The organism is Paenibacillus amylolyticus, assembly GCF_036894225.1.
Taxonomy (GTDB): Bacteria; Bacillota; Bacilli; order Paenibacillales; family Paenibacillaceae; genus Paenibacillus; species Paenibacillus amylolyticus.
This window is the reverse complement of sequence record NZ_CP145892.1, coordinates 2,272,302-2,291,479: the sequence shown is the minus strand read 5'-3', so window position 1 is coordinate 2,291,479 and position 19,178 is coordinate 2,272,302. Positions and strand designations below refer to the sequence as shown.

Here is a 19,178-nt window from a genome sequence, read left to right as displayed (position 1 = left end):
TGTTATCAGGATTGGAGTCTCTCATCATGAAATTAAGTCACAACGCCCGCCCGGACCAGAACTGGCTGCGGGCTCTCATGTTCACCATCTTTGGTTCCACCGTCCTGGTGGTATCCTACTTCCAGCTTTACTTCAGTCATCTGGGCTTCAGTCGGGCTGAGATTGGATATCTCTACGGAATTGGCCCCCTCATTTCTGTGTTCTCCAATATGTTCTGGAGCATGGCCAGCGACCGCTACCAAACGGTACGCAAAGTGATGATCATTCTGCTTGGTGGTCAATTGATCACAGGAATCATGCTCGCCAATGCAACAACTTTTGGTCAGGTATTTGTACTCGTGACCCTGTTTTACTTTTTCTATTATCCGGTCTATCCACTCTCCGATACGATGGCTATTACAACGGCCAGCAAGTACGGCCGAAATTTCACTTCCATTCGAGTCTTCGGATCGATCGGTTATGCCTTCTTTGCATTAAGTATCGGGTATTTCCTTGGATCTTTTGGTCCAGCATGGACGATTTGGGTCTGCGTTGGTCTTGCTGCAACTACACTATTGATCAGTTTTCAATTGAAGGATCAACCTTCGGGAAGCAGTAGCAAAATGGATCTATCGGGGTTATGGGCTATTTTGAAACGCAGAGATGTGCTCACCTTTTTTGGCTGTGTATTTTTGCTTGCCATGGGACATCGCATGAACGAAGCATTTCTTACCATCACGCTAAAAGATCTGGGTGCCAGCGAGGGGCTGATCGGCTGGTCTTTGCTGATCTCTTCCGTAAGTGAAATCCCCATCTTTCTACTGCTCAGCAAGTATGGAAACCGTTATAAAGAACTGCCGCTAATTGCTTTTGCTGCACTGATGTATACGGTTCGTTTGCTTCTCATGTCCATATCCGATACACCTGCAGCCGTTGTTGCAATTCAGACGATGCACAGTGTTACCTTTGGTATTTTTTACGTTACGGCGGTCCGCTACATCATTCGCCTAGTTCCGGACGGCTACAGAGCTACAGGTATGGCTTTGTTCACCATTGTCTGGTCCAGTGCTTCGGGACTTCTTAGTGGAACGTTGGGCGGACTGCTGCTGGAACATGCAGGCAGACAAACCTTCTATCTCACCGCTATGGCTTTCTCCCTGGCTGCACTGATCGGTTTCGGATTAAAGTTATGGTCCAGCATGACCAATCGTGTCTCCTGAACACACAGGGTTACTTACACCGTATTCAACCGTTATTTACACTGAAAATTTTAGAATCAAAAAAAGCACAGCCTCCCGTGGGGGACTGTGCTTAGGTTCTTAATATTCAGCTATAAATTTATAATATATAAGAAGTCCGTTAGCCGGATAAATTCTTACAGTTTGTTTACGTTAGCTGCTTGAGGACCACGGTTTCCATCAGTGATTTCGAATTCTACCGCTTGACCTTCTTCCAATGTTTTGAAGCCATCTCCTTGGATTGCGGAGAAATGTACGAATACGTCCTCGCCGCCTTCAACTGAAATAAAGCCATAGCCTTTTTCTGCGTTAAACCATTTAACTGTACCTTTCAAATGAAAAACCTCCTAAAAATATCGCCATCTATGGCGAATACCCTTATTATACTGTATGGGCTTCCATTTTGCAATTTATCTTTCCATAAATGTCGAAAAAATTTGCTTTGAATCGTAGGGTACGGTATCATTTTACCAAAACCGTTAGTTTGGAGACTACCTATGATAAAAAAACATGAAATATACAAAACAGACAAGTGGAATATGATGACCGTAGAAGTTCAAGGCAAATATCTCGTACTGCGAGAAATTTCGGAAGAGTGGGGCGAAGAATGCCATACATTCCTTAGCCGTCCTGCATTAATGCACTGGGCTGAACGCCGTTTCCCAAAAGCAGATTTTGAGAACCGTGAGGATGAATGGCGTCAATTGATGGCTGCCTTCAAAGGGGTCTAACCCATGCAGCTTGACTCAAGCAATGTCGTCATCTTTATTATCCTTGCCTTCTCTCTTGGTATTGTGCTTATTCTAGGACGCAATTCCATCCCGGATCGATTAAGACGGGGAATGGCGCTTATTGCTACCCTGCTCATTTGTTTCGCCTTTTTCCTGATCGTTTATTTTCTGTATAACATGGGAGCCTAATCACGGGGACCCAGATGCTCAAATATTTCAACGTGCCTAAGGTCATACTATACGAAATTATTCGTATCGTAAGGAGGAAGGCCGTTGAAATACCAGAAATCGCTATCTGTTATCCTGGTACTTAGTCTGATTCCTTCGTCTCTCTCCGCACAGGCAAGCGAGACGAAGGCAGCTTCGTCCATACATTCATCAGATCATCAAAGGAGGATTTCCATGAGTCAATTATTGAAACGTTCCGAGGTGCCAGCTGAGCATAGCTGGAAACTGGAAGATTTATTTGCCGATCAGAAAGCCTGGGATCAGGAATATGAAGAAGTATCGTCTTTGACCAAGAAGGCCTCCGAATTCCAAGGCAAATTGAATCAACCCGATGTACTCAAATCTTGCTTCGAATTCGAAGATGAGATCAGCCTCAAAATAGAACGCCTCTTTGTGTACGCACGTATGCATCAAGATGAAGACACAGCTAATCCTACATATCAAAACCTGTCCCAAAAAGCCCAGAAATTAGGCGTACGGGTTGGTGAAGCACTTTCTTTTGTCACACCGGAGATTCTTTCCTTGCCGGATGATCAGTTGGACGCATTTATTGCGAACGAAAAACTCTCTGCTTATACATTTACGCTGGAAGAGATGAAACGTGAAAAAGCCCACGTTCTTAGCCAAGCAGAAGAGGCTTTGCTTGCACAGGTAGGCAACCTTTCACAAGCACCACAGACAATCTTCAGCATGCTGAATAACGCCGATCTCAAGTTCCCAAGAATCAAGGATGAACATGGTAACGAAGTTGAGCTGACACACGGCAGCTACATTCAGTTCCTGGAGAACCCTAACCGTGAAGTTCGCGAACGTGCCTTCAAAGCGGTATACGAAACCTATGCCAAACAGAAGAACACAATTGCGGCTGCCTTGAATGCAAATGTAACCAAAAATATGTTCTATGCTAATGTTCGGAAGTACCCTTCCGTGATGGAAATGTCCCTATATGGAGATAACATCCCAACGGATGTGTATACCAATCTGGTAGACACCATTCACGAGAGCCTTCCGTTATTGCATCGTTATATGGACCTGCGCAAAAAGTTGCTGGGTGTGGATCAATTGCACATGTACGATCTGTTCGCTCCACTCGTAGACGAATACAAAATGGATATTACCTATGAGGAAGCGAAACAAACGGTTAAAGACGGTCTGAAACCACTCGGCAAGGACTATGCTGACGCATTGCAGAATGGATATGATAACCGCTGGATCGATATATATGAGAATGAAAATAAACGTTCAGGCGCATATGCCTGGGGCGCTTACGGCACTCACCCGTATGTCTTGTTGAACCACAAAGATAACCTAAACAGTATGTTCACACTCGCACATGAAATGGGTCACGCTCTGCATTCACATTACTCGGATACAACACTTCCGTATCGTGATGCACAGTACACCATCTTCTTGGCTGAGGTTGCATCCACAACCAACGAAGCGTTGCTGATGGATTATCTGCTTAACAAATCAACAGATCCAAAGGAAAAATTGTATCTGTTGACCTATTATGCCGACCAATTCCGTACAACGGTATTCCGTCAGACCATGTTTGCTGAATTCGAGAAAATCATTCATGAACGTGCAGAACAAGGTGACGCATTAACACCACAATTGTTATCCGAGATCTATTATGATCTGAACGTTAAATATCACGGAGAAGGCATGGCTGTTGACAAAGAAATTGAAATGGAATGGGCTCGTATTCCCCACTTCTATAACAGCTTCTACGTTTACAAATATGCTACAGGCTTCTCCGCAGCAACAAGCTTTTCCAAGCAAATCCTGGAAGAAGGCCAACCGGCTGTTGACCGATATCTTGGCTTCCTGAAGAGTGGTGGCAGTGATTACTCCATCAACATTCTGAAAAAAGCAGGTGTGGATATGTCTACACCACAGCCAATTCGTGAAGCTATGAGTGTGTTCAAGGAATTGATTGAACAGATGGAGCAACTAACCAAATAAGGTTGTCTTTCCATGTGACCTGCATCCCTTGCCCGTTCGGGCAGGGGATTTTATCATCATTGCAAGATGCAACATACCCGAATATGGGTAATGCATATCTAGTTCTCAATTGTTCAACAAGGAGGCAACACCATGAAAATGCAATGGGCACTCATAGCAGGTCTTGTTTTTGCACTGCTCACGGGAATCTTTGCGGTTATTAATGTGGATTCCGTACAAGTCAACCTGTTATTTAACACGGTACAAATCCCGCTGATCTTGCTGATTCTCGGCTGTACCCTGATCGGTGGAATTATTGTAGGGTCATATGGCATCTATCGCCAATACAGACTGCAACGTGAGAATAAACAATTGAAATTGCGTGTATCTGAATTGGAAAGTTCTGCGACAAGCAAATCTACGTTGGATTCTTTCAAATCGATGGATTCGCTTGACTCAAATGAATCCGACAGCCTATTGGAGAATGATTCGATCCAGAGTCAGCGCAAAGGAAACCCTACGGGAACACTGTAACCAATCAGAGACAGCCTGCTGGCGAGTCAGGAATGGTAGTATCACATTCTCTCCCCCAGACAGGCTGTATTTTGTTTCACACCATACCCATGATCCGAGGAGGAAATTACACAATGAGTTTTACAATTGATGAATCATACGTTCTGTCTTTCCTGAAAAAATTGCTGGACACACCAAGCCCAAGTGGTTACACACATCATATTATCGAGATGATCCGGAAGGAAGCAGCCGCACTGGGCATCGCCTGTGAGCTGAATAACAAGGGCGGTGCTGTGCTTACATTGCCCGGACAGGACACTTCCAAGACAATCGCTTTAAGCGCTCACGTGGATACGCTAGGGGCCATGGTACGCTCAATTACATCCTACGGCACATTGAAGCTTACCTCTGTCGGTGGATTTTCGATGCAAAGTATCGAAAACGAATATTGCAGCATCCATACTCGGGATGGAAAAACATACACAGGCACCATTCTCTCCCTTCATCCGTCTGTCCACGTCTATCCGGATGCACGTACCTTTGAACGGTCCGAGAGCCATATGGAAGTTCGAATCGATGAGGTCGTCTCCTCCAAGGAAGATGTGTTGAAACTCGGGATCTCTGTCGGCGACTTTATCTCCTTTGATGCTCGCGCAGTCATCACGCCGAGTGGTTATATCAAATCACGTCATCTGGACGACAAAGCCAGCGTGGCTGCCCTCTTTGGCATCCTTGAGTCTGCACATCGTGAAGGCTGGAAACCATTACATAACGTCTCTCTGCTTATCTCGAACTATGAAGAAGTTGGACATGGCGCATCATATATCCCTGCGGAAATCAGTGAAATGATCGCTGTAGACATGGGAGCTATGGGTGATGACCTGAGCTGTAAAGAAACCGACGTTTCCATATGTGCCAAAGATTCTTCTGGACCGTATGACTATGATATGACTAGCCGTCTCATTGAACTGGCCAAACAAGATGGAATGGATTACGTCGTGGACATTTATCCCCACTATGGCTCAGATGGCAGTGCAGCATTGCGCGGAGGAAACAATATCCGAGCAGCACTGATCGGTCCAGGGGTTCACGCGTCTCATTCCATGGAGCGTACACATAAGGATGCTGTCCTGAATACGGCACGATTGCTCGCAGCCTACATTACAACCAAGTAAAACAGAATCATTGATCGACGAAATTGTCATGAATAATATCCACATGTTCGTCTAAGCAGAAGGCCCCTTCCAAGCACACAATTCGGTGTGCTTGGAAGGGGCCTTTGTTGTCATATCTTTTAATCTGCCTGTTCGACATATGCATGATACTTACGATCCAATATCTCTAACTCTGCCTTATGGTCACGCATTTCATTTCTTAACACATGCATGGTTTTCCGAACTGCACTCAGTCCATCCTTCACCTGACGTTCGGCTTTGCGAATTTTGTCCTGAACCATCCAGTCCACGAAGAGGTTATCGAAGAAATAGTCTGCGAATGAAAGCAGACCTCCCAGATGCAGATCCGCGTGTACAGCCATCTCTACATCCTCCAACTCCTTCTGGAAACGTCGTAGACGCTTACCTGCATCCATGATGGCGACCTGAGCGTCATCCATTCTTCCTCGCTTGATATGCGTGGAGATGACTCCACCGCCCATCATGTCATATATCCCCCAATTACCTGCCGAAGACAAAGCCTTCTCGGCACGTTCAAGAGCATAGAGCAGATATTCTCCCTCCCGGAAAGCTTCATCCAGTTCTTGTAGCTCGCTCGCCAGATGTTCCCGATTCTCAGCCATCTGTTGCAATTCCGCATCCTGGTCCAGCAGACGACCTTCCTTCTTCCCCCACAGAGCGTTGTAGTCACTCTGCCAGTACTGATACTGCCGTTGGCCCTCCAACTCCTGCTCCACATGAATTCGTTGCTCCTGTACGTCTTGTAACATGCGACAAGCGGTGTCGTATGCAGCCTTGCTCTCCATGAATTCCAGTTCTTCCTTCTCCAGCCGTTCTGTCTTTTTGCCAATCAATTGATAGAAAAATGCTGACAATGTCATACTGTTCAGTCGATCAACGTCCTTCTGCTCCTTCTGGAGATGCTCCAGACGACGTTTTACCTTTGCTTCCCATTCGCTTTCCTCCGTTTGAAGCTTCTCCAGACGTTTGGTCCATTTCTCGTAAATTCTCCCCTTTTCCTTGAGCACTGCCAATTGTTCATTAATTTCCTTATACATAAGTGTGGTGTTCTCTCCCTTCTATGGAATTCTTTACTTATAAAACGTTATGAACATACAGAACGTTTCACTTTAATCCGCAAATTTGCAGACAAAAAACGCCCTCTCCTCCTATGCGACATAATGTCACGAAGGAAAAAGGGCGATGGTTAACCATAAATCAAGACTTGCTCTGTTCAATCTGCTCTGCAAGTTCATTCAGAACGGTCCAGCGTTCCATCAATTCATCCAGATGACGCTCAGCCTCAACCTGCTCCGCCATCAACTCCTGCAGACGGGCAGAATCACTAAATGACTCTTCCATCTCTTTGTTAATCCGGACAAGATTGGCTTCAGCCTTCTCAATATTTTCATCAATCTGGTCGTATTCACGTTGCTCCTTAAAGCTGAATTTCAACTTCGGTTTAGCCGCTGACACAGCAGGCGTCGTTTTCTCCGATGACTGCTTCACCTTCGCTACTCCTGTATCACTCTCTTGATTAGTTCCAGGCGCATTTTTCAGCATCCATTCCGCATATTCACTGTAGTCGCCGACGTGTACACGTACAGCACCGTTGCCCTCAAAAGACAAAACTTTATCCACAGTACGATCAAGGAAATAGCGATCATGGGATACGACAAAAACAACACCAGGAAAATCGTCCAGATAGTCTTCAAGTACAGCGAGTGTCTGGATGTCCAGATCATTCGTCGGCTCATCCAGCAGCAATACATTTGGAGCAGCCATCAGCACACGCAGCAGATACAGACGACGCTTCTCTCCACCAGAAAGACGGGAGATTGGCGTCCACTGGGATGCCGGGGTAAACAGGAACCGCTCCAGCATCTGGGATGCTGTAATCAGAGAGCCATCGGCCGTTTTCACATTCTCGGCCACTTCCTTGATGTACTCAATCACACGAAGAGATTCGTCCATCTCCTGATGTTCCTGTGTGAAATAACCCAGATTGACCGTAGGACCAACGTCAACCACACCTGCATCAGGTTCCAGCTTGCCAGATATCATCTGTAGCAACGTGGACTTACCACTACCGTTCGGTCCGACAATCCCTACCCGATCTCCAGGTACGGCAATATAACTCAGATCTTCGATCAGCGTGCGGCCACCCACGGATTTGGAAAGATGCTCGATCTCCAGAATCTTTTTACCCAAACGAGTGGAGCCAACGGATACTTCCAATGAACCCGAGCGCTGGACTCCTTGTTGGTCTTTGAGTTGTTCGAAGCGATCAATTCTCGCTTTTTGTTTCGTCGTCCGTGCCTTGGCACCACGACGAATCCATGCAAGCTCCGTCCGAAGCAAGTTCTTACGCTTCTGTTCCGAAGAAGCTTCCCGTTCTTCGCGCTCCGCCTTCAGTTCCAGGAAACGTGTATAGTTCGCTTCGTATCGGAACAAACGTCCATGATCCAATTCCAGCATGACATTCGCCACACGATCCAGGAAATACCGATCATGCGTAATCATAAGCAGTGCGCCGCGGCGCTTCTGCAAGTACTGCTCCAACCAAACGACCGAATCATTATCAATATGGTTCGTAGGCTCATCCAGAATGAGCAGTTCACAAGGATGAATCAGTGCAGCAGCAAGTGCTACCCTTTTGCGTTGTCCACCAGACAATGTGCCCATCAGTGCATCGAATTGACGAATACCCAATTTGGACAAAATGCTCTTCGCTTCACTCTCCATCTGCCAGAGCTGAAGCTGCTCCATTTGCTGATTCAAACGTAATAACCGCTCTTGCAACGCTGGATCGGACGAATTCAGTTCCAATAATTCCATCGTTTCCGTATATTCACGCACGGTTCTCATTTCCATGCTGTCACCTTCGAATACTTGTTGCAGTACCGTATTATCCGGATTGAAGTCCGGATTTTGCGCCAGGAACTGAATACGTACGTCATTACCGATCGAGATCTGTCCCGCGTCTGCAGGTTCCATACCAGATATCACACGCAAAAACGTGGATTTACCGGTTCCATTTACCCCAACGACACCAATCTTGTCCTGATCAGCCATGCCAAATGAAGCATCCTTGAACAATATTTTTTCGCCATAACTTTTTGCAATTTGCTCTACCGTCATTATGTTCATTGCTCGTACCCACTTCTCTGTGAATTAAAATTCAATATTACGTACATCCGCGCACTTACTTTAAACTTGTAAAAAAGAACGGCATCCATCCAGAAACAATGCTGCTGCAAAAGCAATTCGTTTGTTCAGATGTTCCTCATTAAACTCTGGATTTAACATGATATCCATCTTCAGCCGGTCCAGAATTCCGATATATGCTTCAGCGAGCAATACAGGCTCAGGTACACTTGCACTCTCCAGTACCTCACACACCATACTCATGTATTGATTCATGAATGCCTTCATGAATTTCATCAGATCCGGATCATTATTGGGTGCCATAAAAAAGAGCTTGGTATGATTGCGACGCTCATAATAATACGTAAGGTGGGTCTTGGCTATTGCTCCAAGTTTATCACCTGTGTTCTCATACGAGTTCAAAGCATATTCAAGACGGCTGATAAAACTGTTACAGTCCCGCTTGGATACTGCGATAAATAATTGTTCCTTGCTTTTGAAATATAAATAAATGGTGCCTTTTGCGATGCCGGCTTCGTCTGCAATATCAGACATTTTGGTCTCATAAAAACCTTTCGAGCCAAAAATACCATAGGCCGCATCCAAAATAGCCTCCGATTTGTCTCCCTGTACAGTGCTCAAATGTACTCCCCCTTACAACGCCAAAATGTTACCTAAACCAATCGCCACACATCCGCCGATCACCGAGCTAAGCACGTTCACCAGGTCGTTACTCATCCATGCCCAGCCACGAGCCCGAACCGTTGGATGCCCGCAATGTTCATGTACCTCAACTTCACGGCCACACACAGTACAACGATACATCATCTGCACCGTTGCGCCCAGATAGGAATCGGCAAAAGCCCCTGCCAACCCGCCTGCAAGACCGACAAAAGTCCAACTAAACAGACTAAGCCCTTCTATCCCGGCGATCCAGGAAAACAAGAATGCTCCCGCACCAATCAGACCCCCGCCTACGGCTGCAGCCACGGTGCCAAGAAGTGAGACACCTCCTGAAGCACCTGGCGTAAGTACCTTCCACGTGAGAACAGAGCGCGGCGGCTTGCGACTGAGACTCCCAATTTCGGTTGCCCATGTATCCGATGTAACGGTAGCCATTACACCAATGAAAGCATACACCCATGCCGGATGTGGAAATATCCAGTATCCCAGACATAGGAACATACCCATTCCACCATTAGCCATCACTTGTCCGGCATCCCGATTTCCTGACTTGGCATAGGATTTCTCCAGCTCCTGCTTCCGATCTTTACGAAACCTGGAGAGCAACGTTGAAGTAATGAAAAACAACAATAACGTGCCAAACCAGAACAGGTTACCCGCTCCGTAATATATCGTTCCCATCATGATGGCTGCCAGGCAGCCAGACAAGGTTAGCGACTTTTTCGCATAGGCAGCACCTGCCACCATAGAAGCGCATACGGCGCCAATAATCCAATCCATAATGTCTCCTGCATGCAGCGTATGTACAGCCCGCATGACGTTTATTGTATTTTTGAAATTCAATTATACCACGGTTTGATCCCAATGCCGAAACTCCTTACGCCAGCACACAAAAAACCTGTTTTGGCCTCGTGTAGAAGTGCCAAAACAGGTTTTTGATCAAACGTTAAAACAAGATACCCTCCCTCTTCAAGTAACGTCTGGAATTCGGTGTTCCCAGGTTCTGTTTCAGACCCGCTTCGCTCCTCCAATGACCCCATATCGGTAGAGTACTCTGCGACCAAACCAGTTGAACAATCGATCCGTCAGGAATCCCATAAAACCCAGGGAAATCAGCCCGACAAAGATCCAATCTGTTCGGAAAAAGAGTCTGGAATTCCAGATTAAGTAACCCACTCCCTCATTCGAGGCAATCATCTCAGCACCGATTATGGCCATATACGAGGTTCCCATCGCCAGTCGCACACCCGTGAAGATATACGGGGTTGTCGCCGGAACAATCACATGCAGCAGAATCTGCCGTTCATTGGCTCCCATACTGCGGGCCGACCGGATTTTGTCCTCTTCGACGGAGAGTACACCTGTCAGTGTATTCAATACAACAATGAAGAAGGTTGCGTACATAATAAGCGCGATCTTGGATTGTTCTCCAATACCGAACCACACCAGAAATAAGGTAATAAAGGCGATCGGCGGGATAAAACGTATAAAGTTAAGGAACGGTTCCGCGAACAGCCGGATGAGATGAACTTTACCAATAATCAGCCCTACCGGGATAGCAATGATGCTTCCGAGTACCCAGCCCGCCAGTACACGAGTGAAGCTGATTCCGATATACTCCATCAGCGTACCGTCAGCAATCAGTTCGCGTGCTCCCAGGATCGTCTGCCACGGACCAGGGATTACGTCAGGCCCATAGATGAGGGCACCGAGCTGCCAGATTAAGATGACCGTTACCCATAGAAGCGGGATAGACACCCATTTTTTCTCCAACCATTTCATCTTGTATATCACCTCAATTATTCTTCAAAGTGGCCTTGAATCCGGTCGTACAGGGTGTTGAACTCAGACGAGGCGATGTTCCTCGGGTAAGGTAAGTTGTTGTGGTAATTATCCGTTATATTCGAAGCCGGACCTACAGACATAATGCCTATGCGCTCACCAAGCAATAACGCCTCCTGAATATCGTGTGTGACAAAGATAACGGTTTTATGGGTTTCTTTCCAAATATTAACCAGTTCTTTCTGCATGGTCCGCCGCGTCATGGCGTCCAGCGCACCGAATGGCTCATCCATCAGCAAGATCGCCGAGTCATTCGCAAGTACGCGGGCCAATTGAACACGCTGCTTCATACCACCTGATAGTTCTTTTGGAAATTTCCCCTCATGAGCACTCAGTCCCACAAGCTGGATGTAACGATCAGAGATCTCACGTCGTTGTGTCTTAGGCACCTTGGACATTCGAAGTCCGAATTCAACATTTTCCCTCACAGTTAGCCATGGAAAGAGAGAAGAATCCGCCTGCTGGAATACCATTGCCCGATCCCTGCCCGGTCTGTCGATCTCCTTGTTATCCACCTTGAGCTGTCCGCCCGACTTGGAGATAAAACCCGCAATCATATTCAGCAGCGTTGACTTGCCACACCCACTGGGACCAAGCAGGACAAAGAACTCTCCTCCCTTGATAACCAGATCGACATCCTTAATGATATAATGCACATCCCCATTGGTCGGGGCATGATACGTTTTCCGAAGCTGTTCAATATGAATGGTATGCTGAGTTGCAGGTAAGGACATAACGGACACCTCCCATTTCAATATAAATTATTTACTATATGTCACTTTATCCGGCAGAGCCTGCTGGAGAGAAGTCAGATCGAGTTTGGAGTCGAGATCAAAATCCTGTTCGATGATTCCAGTGTCCACCATATATTGCTTCTGACCTGCCAAACTATCATAAGCAGCCTGCGTAAATCCAACTTCCCATGGATTGATCGGAAGGTCTTTCAACGTGGCATCTTTAGGCTGTTTGGTCTCTTGATACATCAGATCCGCAACTTCTTCAGGATGCGCTTGAGCATACGTGGATGCTTCATCCAGCGCCGCAAGGAAGTCACTGATCTTTTCAGGGTTTGCCTGGATGAATTCATCACTCGATACCACTCCCATACCAAGGCGTATAGGGGTCTGAGACATATCCGTCAGCTGATGTACTCCTTCGAGTGCATCGAATTTATCGGTTAACGCGGAACCTATAACCCAAGCGGCATCAAGGTCTCCCTGTTTCAGTGCGATGTAGGCTTCATCAAAAGCCCCCTGACCAATTTGCGTCACATCACTCAGCGCCACCCCCTGATCTTTCAAATATTCATCCCATAGATACGGAATAAATGTGCCTCGAATGAAACTCACTTTCTTGCCCTTCAAATCCGCTCCACTCTGAATATCCTCCCTTGCATACAGCTTCCAGGCGGCTGCCGCTTCATCCGTAGTCTGGCCTGCAGAAGCGATGACTGAATATTCCCCTTTAGACAAAGCATTTAATACAGGGAAGTCCGCCCCGTACGCAATATCTACCTGTTTGATAAATAGTGCATTTACACCTTCAGCCGGTGAGCCAAACGTAATACTCTCTGCATCAATGCCCCGGTTTTCAAAAAAACCTTTGGCAATGGCTACCCTGAACGTTGGATTCGTACTTGTATCTGCGATTCGAATTTTTACATTATCGGTATTCTTGCCGGTAGCATCTTTTGCTCCAGATCCTGCTGCGTTTGAACTGCATCCGGATAATAGGAGTGCCGTTGCCAGAAATAATATCAATATGCCAGTTACTATGGATGGTTTTCTCACAATATACACCCCATTCGATCTAGTCATGATTCTTGACGCTTAACCGTCCGACTTGCCTTCATCCGACGTTGCCACACAGGCTGCACCCTCCACAAATGGAAGAGTTATCTCTACGCTCACGATGGATGCAGAACCTTTGGGTGCTGCTCCCGGGACCCTGTAGGTGGAGACATCAATGACTTCGATGGCAACTTCCTGCGGTTTCTCCAACTGCGGAACCCACTGATAAGGAACTCGATATGAGCGATAGACCATATTGGTATTCCGCCCATCTGTGTACGGGGAGACATACTCCCAGACCAGCTCATGCTCCGCTGTGACTTCAAACAATCTGCCATTGGAACCCTCGGTTATTAGGGTGTTGCCGTTAGGTAAACGCTGGGCGGAACTGATGTATGGGCTATAAAATTTATAAGAATCCGTCGGAACCGAGAAACCTGCTTCTGCCGAGGTATATTGCCAGACAATCTCCAGGGTGACCGGGTTAATCTCCAGTACACGGGAGTGATCACGAATCGCATGTTTCAATCCAAATGGAGAAGCCGGATTTGGAAGGCCGTAACCTGCCCACCCGCCATTGTCGAATACGAGCAAATTCCCTTCACCCGGTAGACCTTGGGGAATAATATGTGCATGATGCTGCCCGATAATTGTGCCGATGTTTTTCACTTCAGGTGAAGTATAGTCTGGCCCTAATCTCCACACGATCTTTCCACTCTGTCTGTCTGTAATGGCGATAATGTTGGCCTCCCTGGCATCCCAGATAATATTGTCGGGGTGGAACCGTTCGTCTCCTTCCTCATAGAAACGGTTGGGTCCGACATAAGAAGCAGAATTAATATGTAACCAGTCACCAACACCACCACCCAGATGACCGAAAGAACGTGTATTCGGATCACGGAACAGGACATTTCGAGCAGCTTCATCAAAACCTAATTCTTCAAAATGTTCGTTAGGCAGCCACTCCCAGAGTACCTTCCCTTCCCAATCCACTTCGATAATGGCATCATCAAGCAATGGCTTATCTGAAATTTGAGGGTTACTCACATTTTTGTGAGCCAGAATAAGTGTTTTACCACTCTTCGTCTTTGGCGCAAGGCCAGGTGCATAATAACCTACCGGATTCCCCTCACGCTGATAATCATGATGCTGGCGGGCATACCATAGTGGCTCATACCCCGGATCTTCGATGTGTTCGTAGCTATTGTATTTCCATACAATGTTGCCATCCCAATCCACCTGAACCAGATCAACATTATCCTGAATACCGAACTTCGGATCTCTCCGACCCGTGCTGCCCAGCACGTAGCCGCCAGGTAATATTTTGGCCGGAAAACCTAACAATCCTTTCCACAGGTGAACCTCCTTGCCATTCATATCGATCAATACTACGCCTTCCTCACCTGCCTGATAAACGGTATAACCGCCCCAAGCCTTATCCGGATTGTATAACGTCGCTCCAGTTGGATATATTGTTGAGTGTCCCATTGATCATCTCTCCCCTAGAATGTTTGTGGTATATCAAATGTCGTTACTTTGACCCAACCTCAATAACTGAGATAGTTCCTCTTCCCGGTATTTTCCCGTTGCTTCTGCTCAAGGTCACTTGCGGAGGACCGATCATGTTCTTGTATCCCGTTGCTCTCCGCCAATTCCAGCACCGTATCCGAGAACCCCTCCAGATTCGCTACTACCCGCTCGTAGAATTGACTTTGCTGCTCCAGTTCCTCACTCGTAAAACCCTCAAACAGAAGCGTGATACATCGGGCACCTATATTGCTGTTTCTCGCATACATCTCCCGACCGCTGGATGTGATGTCCAGTAAAACCGTCCGGCGATCGTCTTCCTTTCGTCTGCGGATGGTGAGTCCCTTTTTTTCCAACTTATCGGTTAGAGCAGTAATGGCACCGGATGTAAAGTCCAACTGTTCTGCCAGATCTCCAAGCCGCTGTTCTCCCTCACGAATGATTTTGTGCAGGATAAGCATGCCTGGCAGGCTGATACCTTCTACAGAGATGCGATCCCGCTCTTTGACAAATCGTCTGACCATTTTGCGAAATAACCAATCCGTCCGCTCCAACGCTTCCCAGTCTCTATCACTCATTTCATAACCTCCCTGATCGTTTGAAGCTTCAATAAAGATACGAAAAAAGGCCCCCGAGGACATTCCTTAGAGGAGTAGTCCCGGGAGCCTTTGGTGGTCCAATCAGCTCAATGCAGTTTTCAGTTCAAATTAGTTCACTGTTCATTTAATGAGTATTAAAATAATTGAGATTATCATATAACCAACTAACCCAACCTGTCAAGTGAGAATTAAAATATAGATCTACTTTTACCGTCATTACCCGCTGGTTTGAAATTACTTATCCTGTTTTAAGTTTCACTTCAGGTTTCCCGTTTACACTATTCTCAGATCGAAACATCAACAACTACATCAACGACAAGCTACGATTCAGTTCGTACTCAACTACAGAAATGAGGATTATCCATATGAATATGAAAAGAGTCATTATTATAGGCACAATGATTGTCACTATGTCCTTCGCTGGAACAGCATGGGGCCAATCCGCCATCTCTCCCATACCTACTGCTAAATGGTCCATCGTTGACTTGGACACTCGTGAGGGAAGCAGTGATGAGCTGCTCGACGCTCTGAATCAGGCTTCAGAAGTGGATCTGTACCAGGAACTGTACAACGGCAAATCGCTGAGGACGATTACGGAAGAAAACAACGGGAATTTGGATGAGGTCATTGCTATACAAGTAAGGCAGCTCAAGGAACAGTTGGATGAACGGCTCGCAAGTGGAAGTATCAGCTCGGAGCAACATGCTGCACAACAAGCTGAACTGGAAGAGTTGGTCACGCGGAGTGCAAACACAGCATACAGCTTGGCCTAAATTAGTAGCGTATCCGTACGATGAAGATATAAACCTATATCCACGATAACACAGCAAAAAGGAGCGTATTCACGCCCCTTTCTTGTACCCTATTCATCTCAAGCAGGTATGATGTGTAATCCTTATTGCGCTGCCCCAATCGTGCAGGCACCCAAGGATTCGCCGTCCCATGCCAGTTCGAGCACATCTCCTGCTTGTGTTGGTCCAACACCTTCCGGTGTTCCTGTAAAAATGACATCGCCCGGCCCCAGGCCGTAATGATGACCTACATAATCCACAATATCCTGTAAACTGAAGATCATGTTACGAATGTTACCACGCTGGACTTCCTCACCATTTTTGGTCAATGTAAAGTCTTTCTCAAGTAAAGCTGCCGCACCTGGGAATGCCTGAAATGCAGTAACCGGAGCGGAATTTCTGAACCCTTTGGCCGCTGTCCACGGGTGGCCTTTTTTCTTAATCACGCTCTGTACGTCACGTAACGTAAAATCAATACCAAACGCATACGCATCCACCAGCTCATCTACCGCCATACCCGGCTCATAACTCCGGCCGATTTGCACGACCAGTTCAGCTTCATAGTGAACTTCACCCTTGGTAGCAGGCAATTCAAGCGTTTCACCATTCAGGGGCACGACTGCATGGGAAGGTTTCATAAAGATCATTGGCTCATCCGGAACCGCGTTACCCAATTCTTCCGCATGAAGTTTATAATTGCGTCCTACACAGTATACATTGCGAATGTTAGTCAACATGGGTATATTACCACCTTTATCGGATTCATTAGTGCATATAGTAAAGTTAAGGTCTGAAAAATCGGCTGCTCGTCTCCTGAAATGCCAGCTCCCATACGTCAGGACGGTTCGTACATAACATGAGTTCTGGATCAACCGCCGCCAGTTTCTTCATAATGGTCTTGTCATCCACTGTCCAAGCCATCACCCGAATGCCTGCACTCCGCATCTCGTTCATTAAGGATTTGTCTACATTGGTGTATCCAATCGAGAGGAATGTACAATTCATCTGCCGCAGGGCGGTTAACAGATCGCCTGGTCGTGCATCGATAATCAGCCCTGTCTGGATCTCCGGTGCAAGTTTCTTCACTTCGATCAGAGCGGCTGGTTCAAATGAGGTGATCACAACATCATTTTGCATATGTCTTTTTCTCACTTCATGTATAACAGCCGCAGGCAGACCCGGGTACATGTCTCCCTGCGTTTTCAGTTCAATGTTCAAACGCACTCTGCCGCACGAGCGATCTAACAATTCACTTAGCGCCGGAATCCGTTCGCCTTTGTAAGACTTGTTTTTCCATGCTCCGGCATCCAGACGTTGCAGATCAGCCCAATCAGTTTCCCGAACCAGACCCTTGCCATTCGTCGTGCGATCCACTGTAAAATCATGAATGACCACTGGTACACCATCACGCGACAACTGCACATCCAGCTCCATCCACTGAACTTCAGGCCGCTCCATGGCCATCAGGAATGCAGCCATCGTATTCTCTGGTGCAATAGAAGAAAATCCACGGTGTGCTACACAAAGGTTGTTCATTCGATTCCCTCCTCAAAAAGGTTTTTAATTAGGCGAAGCGACTCCATTCCCATCATATCGAATACCCGGGGAGAGCTTTGCCATCTGTTCCAACAGCAGTTTGTTCGCCTCATCAATCATTGGAATGGCCTGACCTAGCCCGGCCTCATAAGGGATAACTTTCATGCTGCAAGCTGCATCTTGACTACAGCGAGCCTGAAATACCGCCGTTTTCCAAGTCTCTTCGGTTGTTGATCTGGAGAAAATGAAATTTCCCGTACTGTATGCAATCCACTTCCCCTTATAGTACTCCAACCCTTGTAACACATGAGGATGACCACCTATGACCAGATCAGCGCCAGCATCTACAAACTCATGAGCCAATCGGGTCTGGTCACTATTCGGAGTACTTACACGTTCTTCTCCCCAATGTGCAACCACGATCACCAGATCAGCCTTCTTACGGGCCTCCTGGATCGCTTTGACTGCTCCTGTGGAATCATAGGCTTCAGCCACGCCAGCCCGATTGCCTTCCGCCTTCCAACTCGTTTCCGGTACAACTCGGGAGAACCCCAGCAATGCAATCTTCATGCCTTTGCGTTCCAGATATGCTGGTGCATAGGCCTCATCCCTATTCATACCTGCCCCGGTGTGAGCTATGCCATATTCCTTGAGATAAGTTAACGTATCCACCAAGCCCTCTACGCCCTGATCCAAAATATGATTGTTAGCCAAATTGACAGCATCAAAACCCGCAGAGGCCATTGCCGCCAATGCTTTGGGCGATGATTTGTAGACATAGGTTTTATCAGCTGCACTGGTACCACCATGAGTTATTGGTGTCTCCAGATTACCGATGGTAAGATCATCATCCTTGAATACTCTGCCGAGTTTGGCAAAGGGATAATCATAACCGTTTTTATCCAGCAGTTCAGCAACTTTGCCCGAAAATTGAATATCACCAACAAAGTTAATCGTGACATCCTTCGCTGAATTGGAAGGTTTCGACGTCCCTGATTCCTGATCCACACCTGCATTTCCCTTGGTGCCGGACGGTGTCGAATCTGCCGTAGGTTTTTTCGTTCCGGATTCTGCTTTCTCACTATTGGTATTGCCTGAAGTGTCAGGTGTCGCTACTCCAGATGTCTTATCTGCATCCGCTGTTGTCTCTTCATCCGTAGCTTCGGGTTCTTCTTCCGAAGTCTCATCGGATTCCGAGTCTGGAGAAGTTACTTGATCGCCGCCTTTGGCATCGTCTCCAATGGAAGGCTGATCCTGATCGACGATTTCTTGTTTCACCGGCTGGTCTGCCTGTTGCTGACGTGTATTAATGACATAAAAAATGCCCACCAGACCAATTGCAATGATCAATACAATATTAACTGTCCAGATGATTGTGATTGTATTGCGGGTGCGTTTACTACCTTTTTTCTTCTTTACACTTCGCTCTGATCTTGGGGGATACATAAGCAACT

20 protein-coding genes are annotated in these 19,178 nt (G+C 46.8%); 7 read left to right on the top strand and 13 right to left on the bottom strand.

The annotated features are described in order from the left end of the window. Positions 1-26: 26 nt before the first annotated feature. Positions 27-1,199 carry an MFS transporter gene (locus V6668_RS10390; RefSeq protein WP_074094449.1) on the top strand — a complete coding sequence of 391 codons (1,173 nt, stop codon included), beginning with the start codon at positions 27-29 and terminating at the stop codon, positions 1,197-1,199. Positions 1,200-1,354: 155 nt separating this feature from the next. Here the strand turns inward: V6668_RS10390 and V6668_RS10385 are convergent, their stop codons facing one another. Then, positions 1,355-1,552 carry a cold shock domain-containing protein gene (locus tag V6668_RS10385; protein WP_017689394.1) on the bottom strand — a complete coding sequence of 66 codons (198 nt, stop codon included), beginning with the start codon at positions 1,550-1,552 and terminating at the stop codon, positions 1,355-1,357. A gap of 162 nt (positions 1,553-1,714) precedes the next feature. Between V6668_RS10385 and V6668_RS10380 the strand changes: the two genes are divergently transcribed. The 5 genes from V6668_RS10380 to V6668_RS10360 all read left to right on the top strand — a co-directional run bounded on the left by V6668_RS10380 (position 1,715) and on the right by V6668_RS10360 (position 5,808). Next, positions 1,715-1,948, top strand: a complete 234-nt coding sequence (locus tag V6668_RS10380) for a hypothetical protein (protein WP_017689395.1) — start codon at positions 1,715-1,717, stop codon at positions 1,946-1,948. Between the two features lie 3 nt (positions 1,949-1,951). Beyond that, entirely contained in the window at positions 1,952-2,137 is a 186-nt protein-coding gene (locus tag V6668_RS10375; RefSeq protein WP_036609669.1) for a hypothetical protein, read from the top strand. Positions 2,138-2,350: 213 nt separating this feature from the next. Continuing rightward, the gene (gene pepF, locus V6668_RS10370; protein ID WP_127543947.1) at positions 2,351-4,141 is read left to right on the top strand and encodes an oligoendopeptidase F; all 1,791 of its coding nucleotides are present in this window, start codon (positions 2,351-2,353) and stop codon (positions 4,139-4,141) included. A gap of 132 nt (positions 4,142-4,273) precedes the next feature. Continuing rightward, positions 4,274-4,654, top strand: a complete 381-nt coding sequence (locus V6668_RS10365) for a LapA family protein (RefSeq protein WP_047842377.1) — start codon at positions 4,274-4,276, stop codon at positions 4,652-4,654. 113 nt (positions 4,655-4,767) lie between these two features. Beyond that, positions 4,768-5,808, top strand: coding sequence for a M42 family metallopeptidase (locus tag V6668_RS10360; RefSeq protein ID WP_338708345.1), 1,041 nt, complete (start codon positions 4,768-4,770; stop codon positions 5,806-5,808). 119 nt (positions 5,809-5,927) lie between these two features. On the opposite strand, the gene V6668_RS10355 is transcribed toward V6668_RS10360, so the two are convergent. From V6668_RS10355 to V6668_RS10315, 9 genes are all read right to left on the bottom strand, one after another. Continuing rightward, entirely contained in the window at positions 5,928-6,866 is a 939-nt protein-coding gene (locus V6668_RS10355; RefSeq protein WP_338708344.1) for a hypothetical protein, read from the bottom strand. A gap of 160 nt (positions 6,867-7,026) precedes the next feature. Continuing rightward, positions 7,027-8,958, bottom strand: coding sequence for an ABC-F family ATP-binding cassette domain-containing protein (locus V6668_RS10350; RefSeq protein ID WP_338708343.1), 1,932 nt, complete (start codon positions 8,956-8,958; stop codon positions 7,027-7,029). A 60-nt stretch (positions 8,959-9,018) separates the two neighbouring features. Then, positions 9,019-9,597 (bottom strand): TetR/AcrR family transcriptional regulator, encoded by a 579-nt coding sequence (locus V6668_RS10345; RefSeq protein ID WP_036609680.1) that lies wholly within the window; start codon positions 9,595-9,597, stop codon positions 9,019-9,021. Positions 9,598-9,609: 12 nt separating this feature from the next. Beyond that, positions 9,610-10,419 carry a DUF92 domain-containing protein gene (locus tag V6668_RS10340; protein ID WP_076326951.1) on the bottom strand — a complete coding sequence of 270 codons (810 nt, stop codon included), beginning with the start codon at positions 10,417-10,419 and terminating at the stop codon, positions 9,610-9,612. A 228-nt stretch (positions 10,420-10,647) separates the two neighbouring features. Beyond that, positions 10,648-11,421 (bottom strand): ABC transporter permease, encoded by a 774-nt coding sequence (locus tag V6668_RS10335; protein ID WP_036670122.1) that lies wholly within the window; start codon positions 11,419-11,421, stop codon positions 10,648-10,650. A gap of 17 nt (positions 11,422-11,438) precedes the next feature. Continuing rightward, positions 11,439-12,215 carry an ABC transporter ATP-binding protein gene (locus tag V6668_RS10330; protein ID WP_338708342.1) on the bottom strand — a complete coding sequence of 259 codons (777 nt, stop codon included), beginning with the start codon at positions 12,213-12,215 and terminating at the stop codon, positions 11,439-11,441. 27 nt (positions 12,216-12,242) lie between these two features. Beyond that, the gene (locus V6668_RS10325; RefSeq protein ID WP_338708341.1) at positions 12,243-13,271 is read right to left on the bottom strand and encodes an ABC transporter substrate-binding protein; all 1,029 of its coding nucleotides are present in this window, start codon (positions 13,269-13,271) and stop codon (positions 12,243-12,245) included. A 39-nt stretch (positions 13,272-13,310) separates the two neighbouring features. After that, positions 13,311-14,759, bottom strand: a complete 1,449-nt coding sequence (locus V6668_RS10320) for an aryl-sulfate sulfotransferase (RefSeq protein ID WP_338708340.1) — start codon at positions 14,757-14,759, stop codon at positions 13,311-13,313. A gap of 59 nt (positions 14,760-14,818) precedes the next feature. Further along, positions 14,819-15,376 carry a MarR family winged helix-turn-helix transcriptional regulator gene (locus tag V6668_RS10315; RefSeq protein ID WP_074094440.1) on the bottom strand — a complete coding sequence of 186 codons (558 nt, stop codon included), beginning with the start codon at positions 15,374-15,376 and terminating at the stop codon, positions 14,819-14,821. 386 nt (positions 15,377-15,762) lie between these two features. On the opposite strand from V6668_RS10315, the gene V6668_RS10310 reads away from it, so the two are divergent. Beyond that, complete coding sequence (locus V6668_RS10310; RefSeq protein WP_036609695.1) at positions 15,763-16,170, top strand: hypothetical protein; 408 nt, start codon at positions 15,763-15,765, stop codon at positions 16,168-16,170. A gap of 122 nt (positions 16,171-16,292) precedes the next feature. Here V6668_RS10310 and V6668_RS10305 read toward each other — a convergent pair whose 3' ends face one another. Genes V6668_RS10305 through V6668_RS10295 form a run of 3 tightly spaced genes read right to left on the bottom strand, consistent with a single transcriptional unit; the run spans position 16,293 to position 19,170 of the window. Next, positions 16,293-16,925 (bottom strand): fumarylacetoacetate hydrolase family protein, encoded by a 633-nt coding sequence (locus tag V6668_RS10305; RefSeq protein ID WP_338708339.1) that lies wholly within the window; start codon positions 16,923-16,925, stop codon positions 16,293-16,295. A gap of 46 nt (positions 16,926-16,971) precedes the next feature. Further along, positions 16,972-17,724 carry a glycerophosphodiester phosphodiesterase gene (locus V6668_RS10300; protein ID WP_047842367.1) on the bottom strand — a complete coding sequence of 251 codons (753 nt, stop codon included), beginning with the start codon at positions 17,722-17,724 and terminating at the stop codon, positions 16,972-16,974. A 24-nt stretch (positions 17,725-17,748) separates the two neighbouring features. Beyond that, the gene (locus tag V6668_RS10295; RefSeq protein WP_338708338.1) at positions 17,749-19,170 is read right to left on the bottom strand and encodes a CapA family protein; all 1,422 of its coding nucleotides are present in this window, start codon (positions 19,168-19,170) and stop codon (positions 17,749-17,751) included. Between the last annotated feature and the right edge of the window lie 8 nt (positions 19,171-19,178).

What these genes read in the sequence shown, in the direction of transcription:
- V6668_RS10320 (WP_338708340.1), bottom strand. Translation starts at nt 14,759, where the DNA reads ATGGGACACTCAACAATATATCCAACTGGAGCGACGTTATACAATCCG.
- V6668_RS10335 (WP_036670122.1), bottom strand. Translation starts at nt 11,421, where the DNA reads ATGAAATGGTTGGAGAAAAAATGGGTGTCTATCCCGCTTCTATGGGTA.
- V6668_RS10330 (WP_338708342.1), bottom strand. Translation starts at nt 12,215, where the DNA reads ATGTCCTTACCTGCAACTCAGCATACCATTCATATTGAACAGCTTCGG.
- V6668_RS10390 (WP_074094449.1), top strand. Translation starts at nt 27, where the DNA reads ATGAAATTAAGTCACAACGCCCGCCCGGACCAGAACTGGCTGCGGGCT.
- V6668_RS10380 (WP_017689395.1), top strand. Translation starts at nt 1,715, where the DNA reads ATGATAAAAAAACATGAAATATACAAAACAGACAAGTGGAATATGATG.
- V6668_RS10375 (WP_036609669.1), top strand. Translation starts at nt 1,952, where the DNA reads ATGCAGCTTGACTCAAGCAATGTCGTCATCTTTATTATCCTTGCCTTC.
- V6668_RS10300 (WP_047842367.1), bottom strand. Translation starts at nt 17,724, where the DNA reads ATGAACAACCTTTGTGTAGCACACCGTGGATTTTCTTCTATTGCACCA.
- V6668_RS10305 (WP_338708339.1), bottom strand. Translation starts at nt 16,925, where the DNA reads ATGTTGACTAACATTCGCAATGTATACTGTGTAGGACGCAATTATAAA.
- V6668_RS10295 (WP_338708338.1), bottom strand. Translation starts at nt 19,170, where the DNA reads ATGTATCCCCCAAGATCAGAGCGAAGTGTAAAGAAGAAAAAAGGTAGT.
- V6668_RS10365 (WP_047842377.1), top strand. Translation starts at nt 4,274, where the DNA reads ATGAAAATGCAATGGGCACTCATAGCAGGTCTTGTTTTTGCACTGCTC.
- V6668_RS10355 (WP_338708344.1), bottom strand. Translation starts at nt 6,866, where the DNA reads ATGTATAAGGAAATTAATGAACAATTGGCAGTGCTCAAGGAAAAGGGG.
- V6668_RS10310 (WP_036609695.1), top strand. Translation starts at nt 15,763, where the DNA reads ATGAATATGAAAAGAGTCATTATTATAGGCACAATGATTGTCACTATG.
- pepF (WP_127543947.1), top strand. Translation starts at nt 2,351, where the DNA reads ATGAGTCAATTATTGAAACGTTCCGAGGTGCCAGCTGAGCATAGCTGG.
- V6668_RS10350 (WP_338708343.1), bottom strand. Translation starts at nt 8,958, where the DNA reads ATGAACATAATGACGGTAGAGCAAATTGCAAAAAGTTATGGCGAAAAA.
- V6668_RS10360 (WP_338708345.1), top strand. Translation starts at nt 4,768, where the DNA reads ATGAGTTTTACAATTGATGAATCATACGTTCTGTCTTTCCTGAAAAAA.
- V6668_RS10315 (WP_074094440.1), bottom strand. Translation starts at nt 15,376, where the DNA reads ATGAGTGATAGAGACTGGGAAGCGTTGGAGCGGACGGATTGGTTATTT.
- V6668_RS10340 (WP_076326951.1), bottom strand. Translation starts at nt 10,419, where the DNA reads ATGGATTGGATTATTGGCGCCGTATGCGCTTCTATGGTGGCAGGTGCT.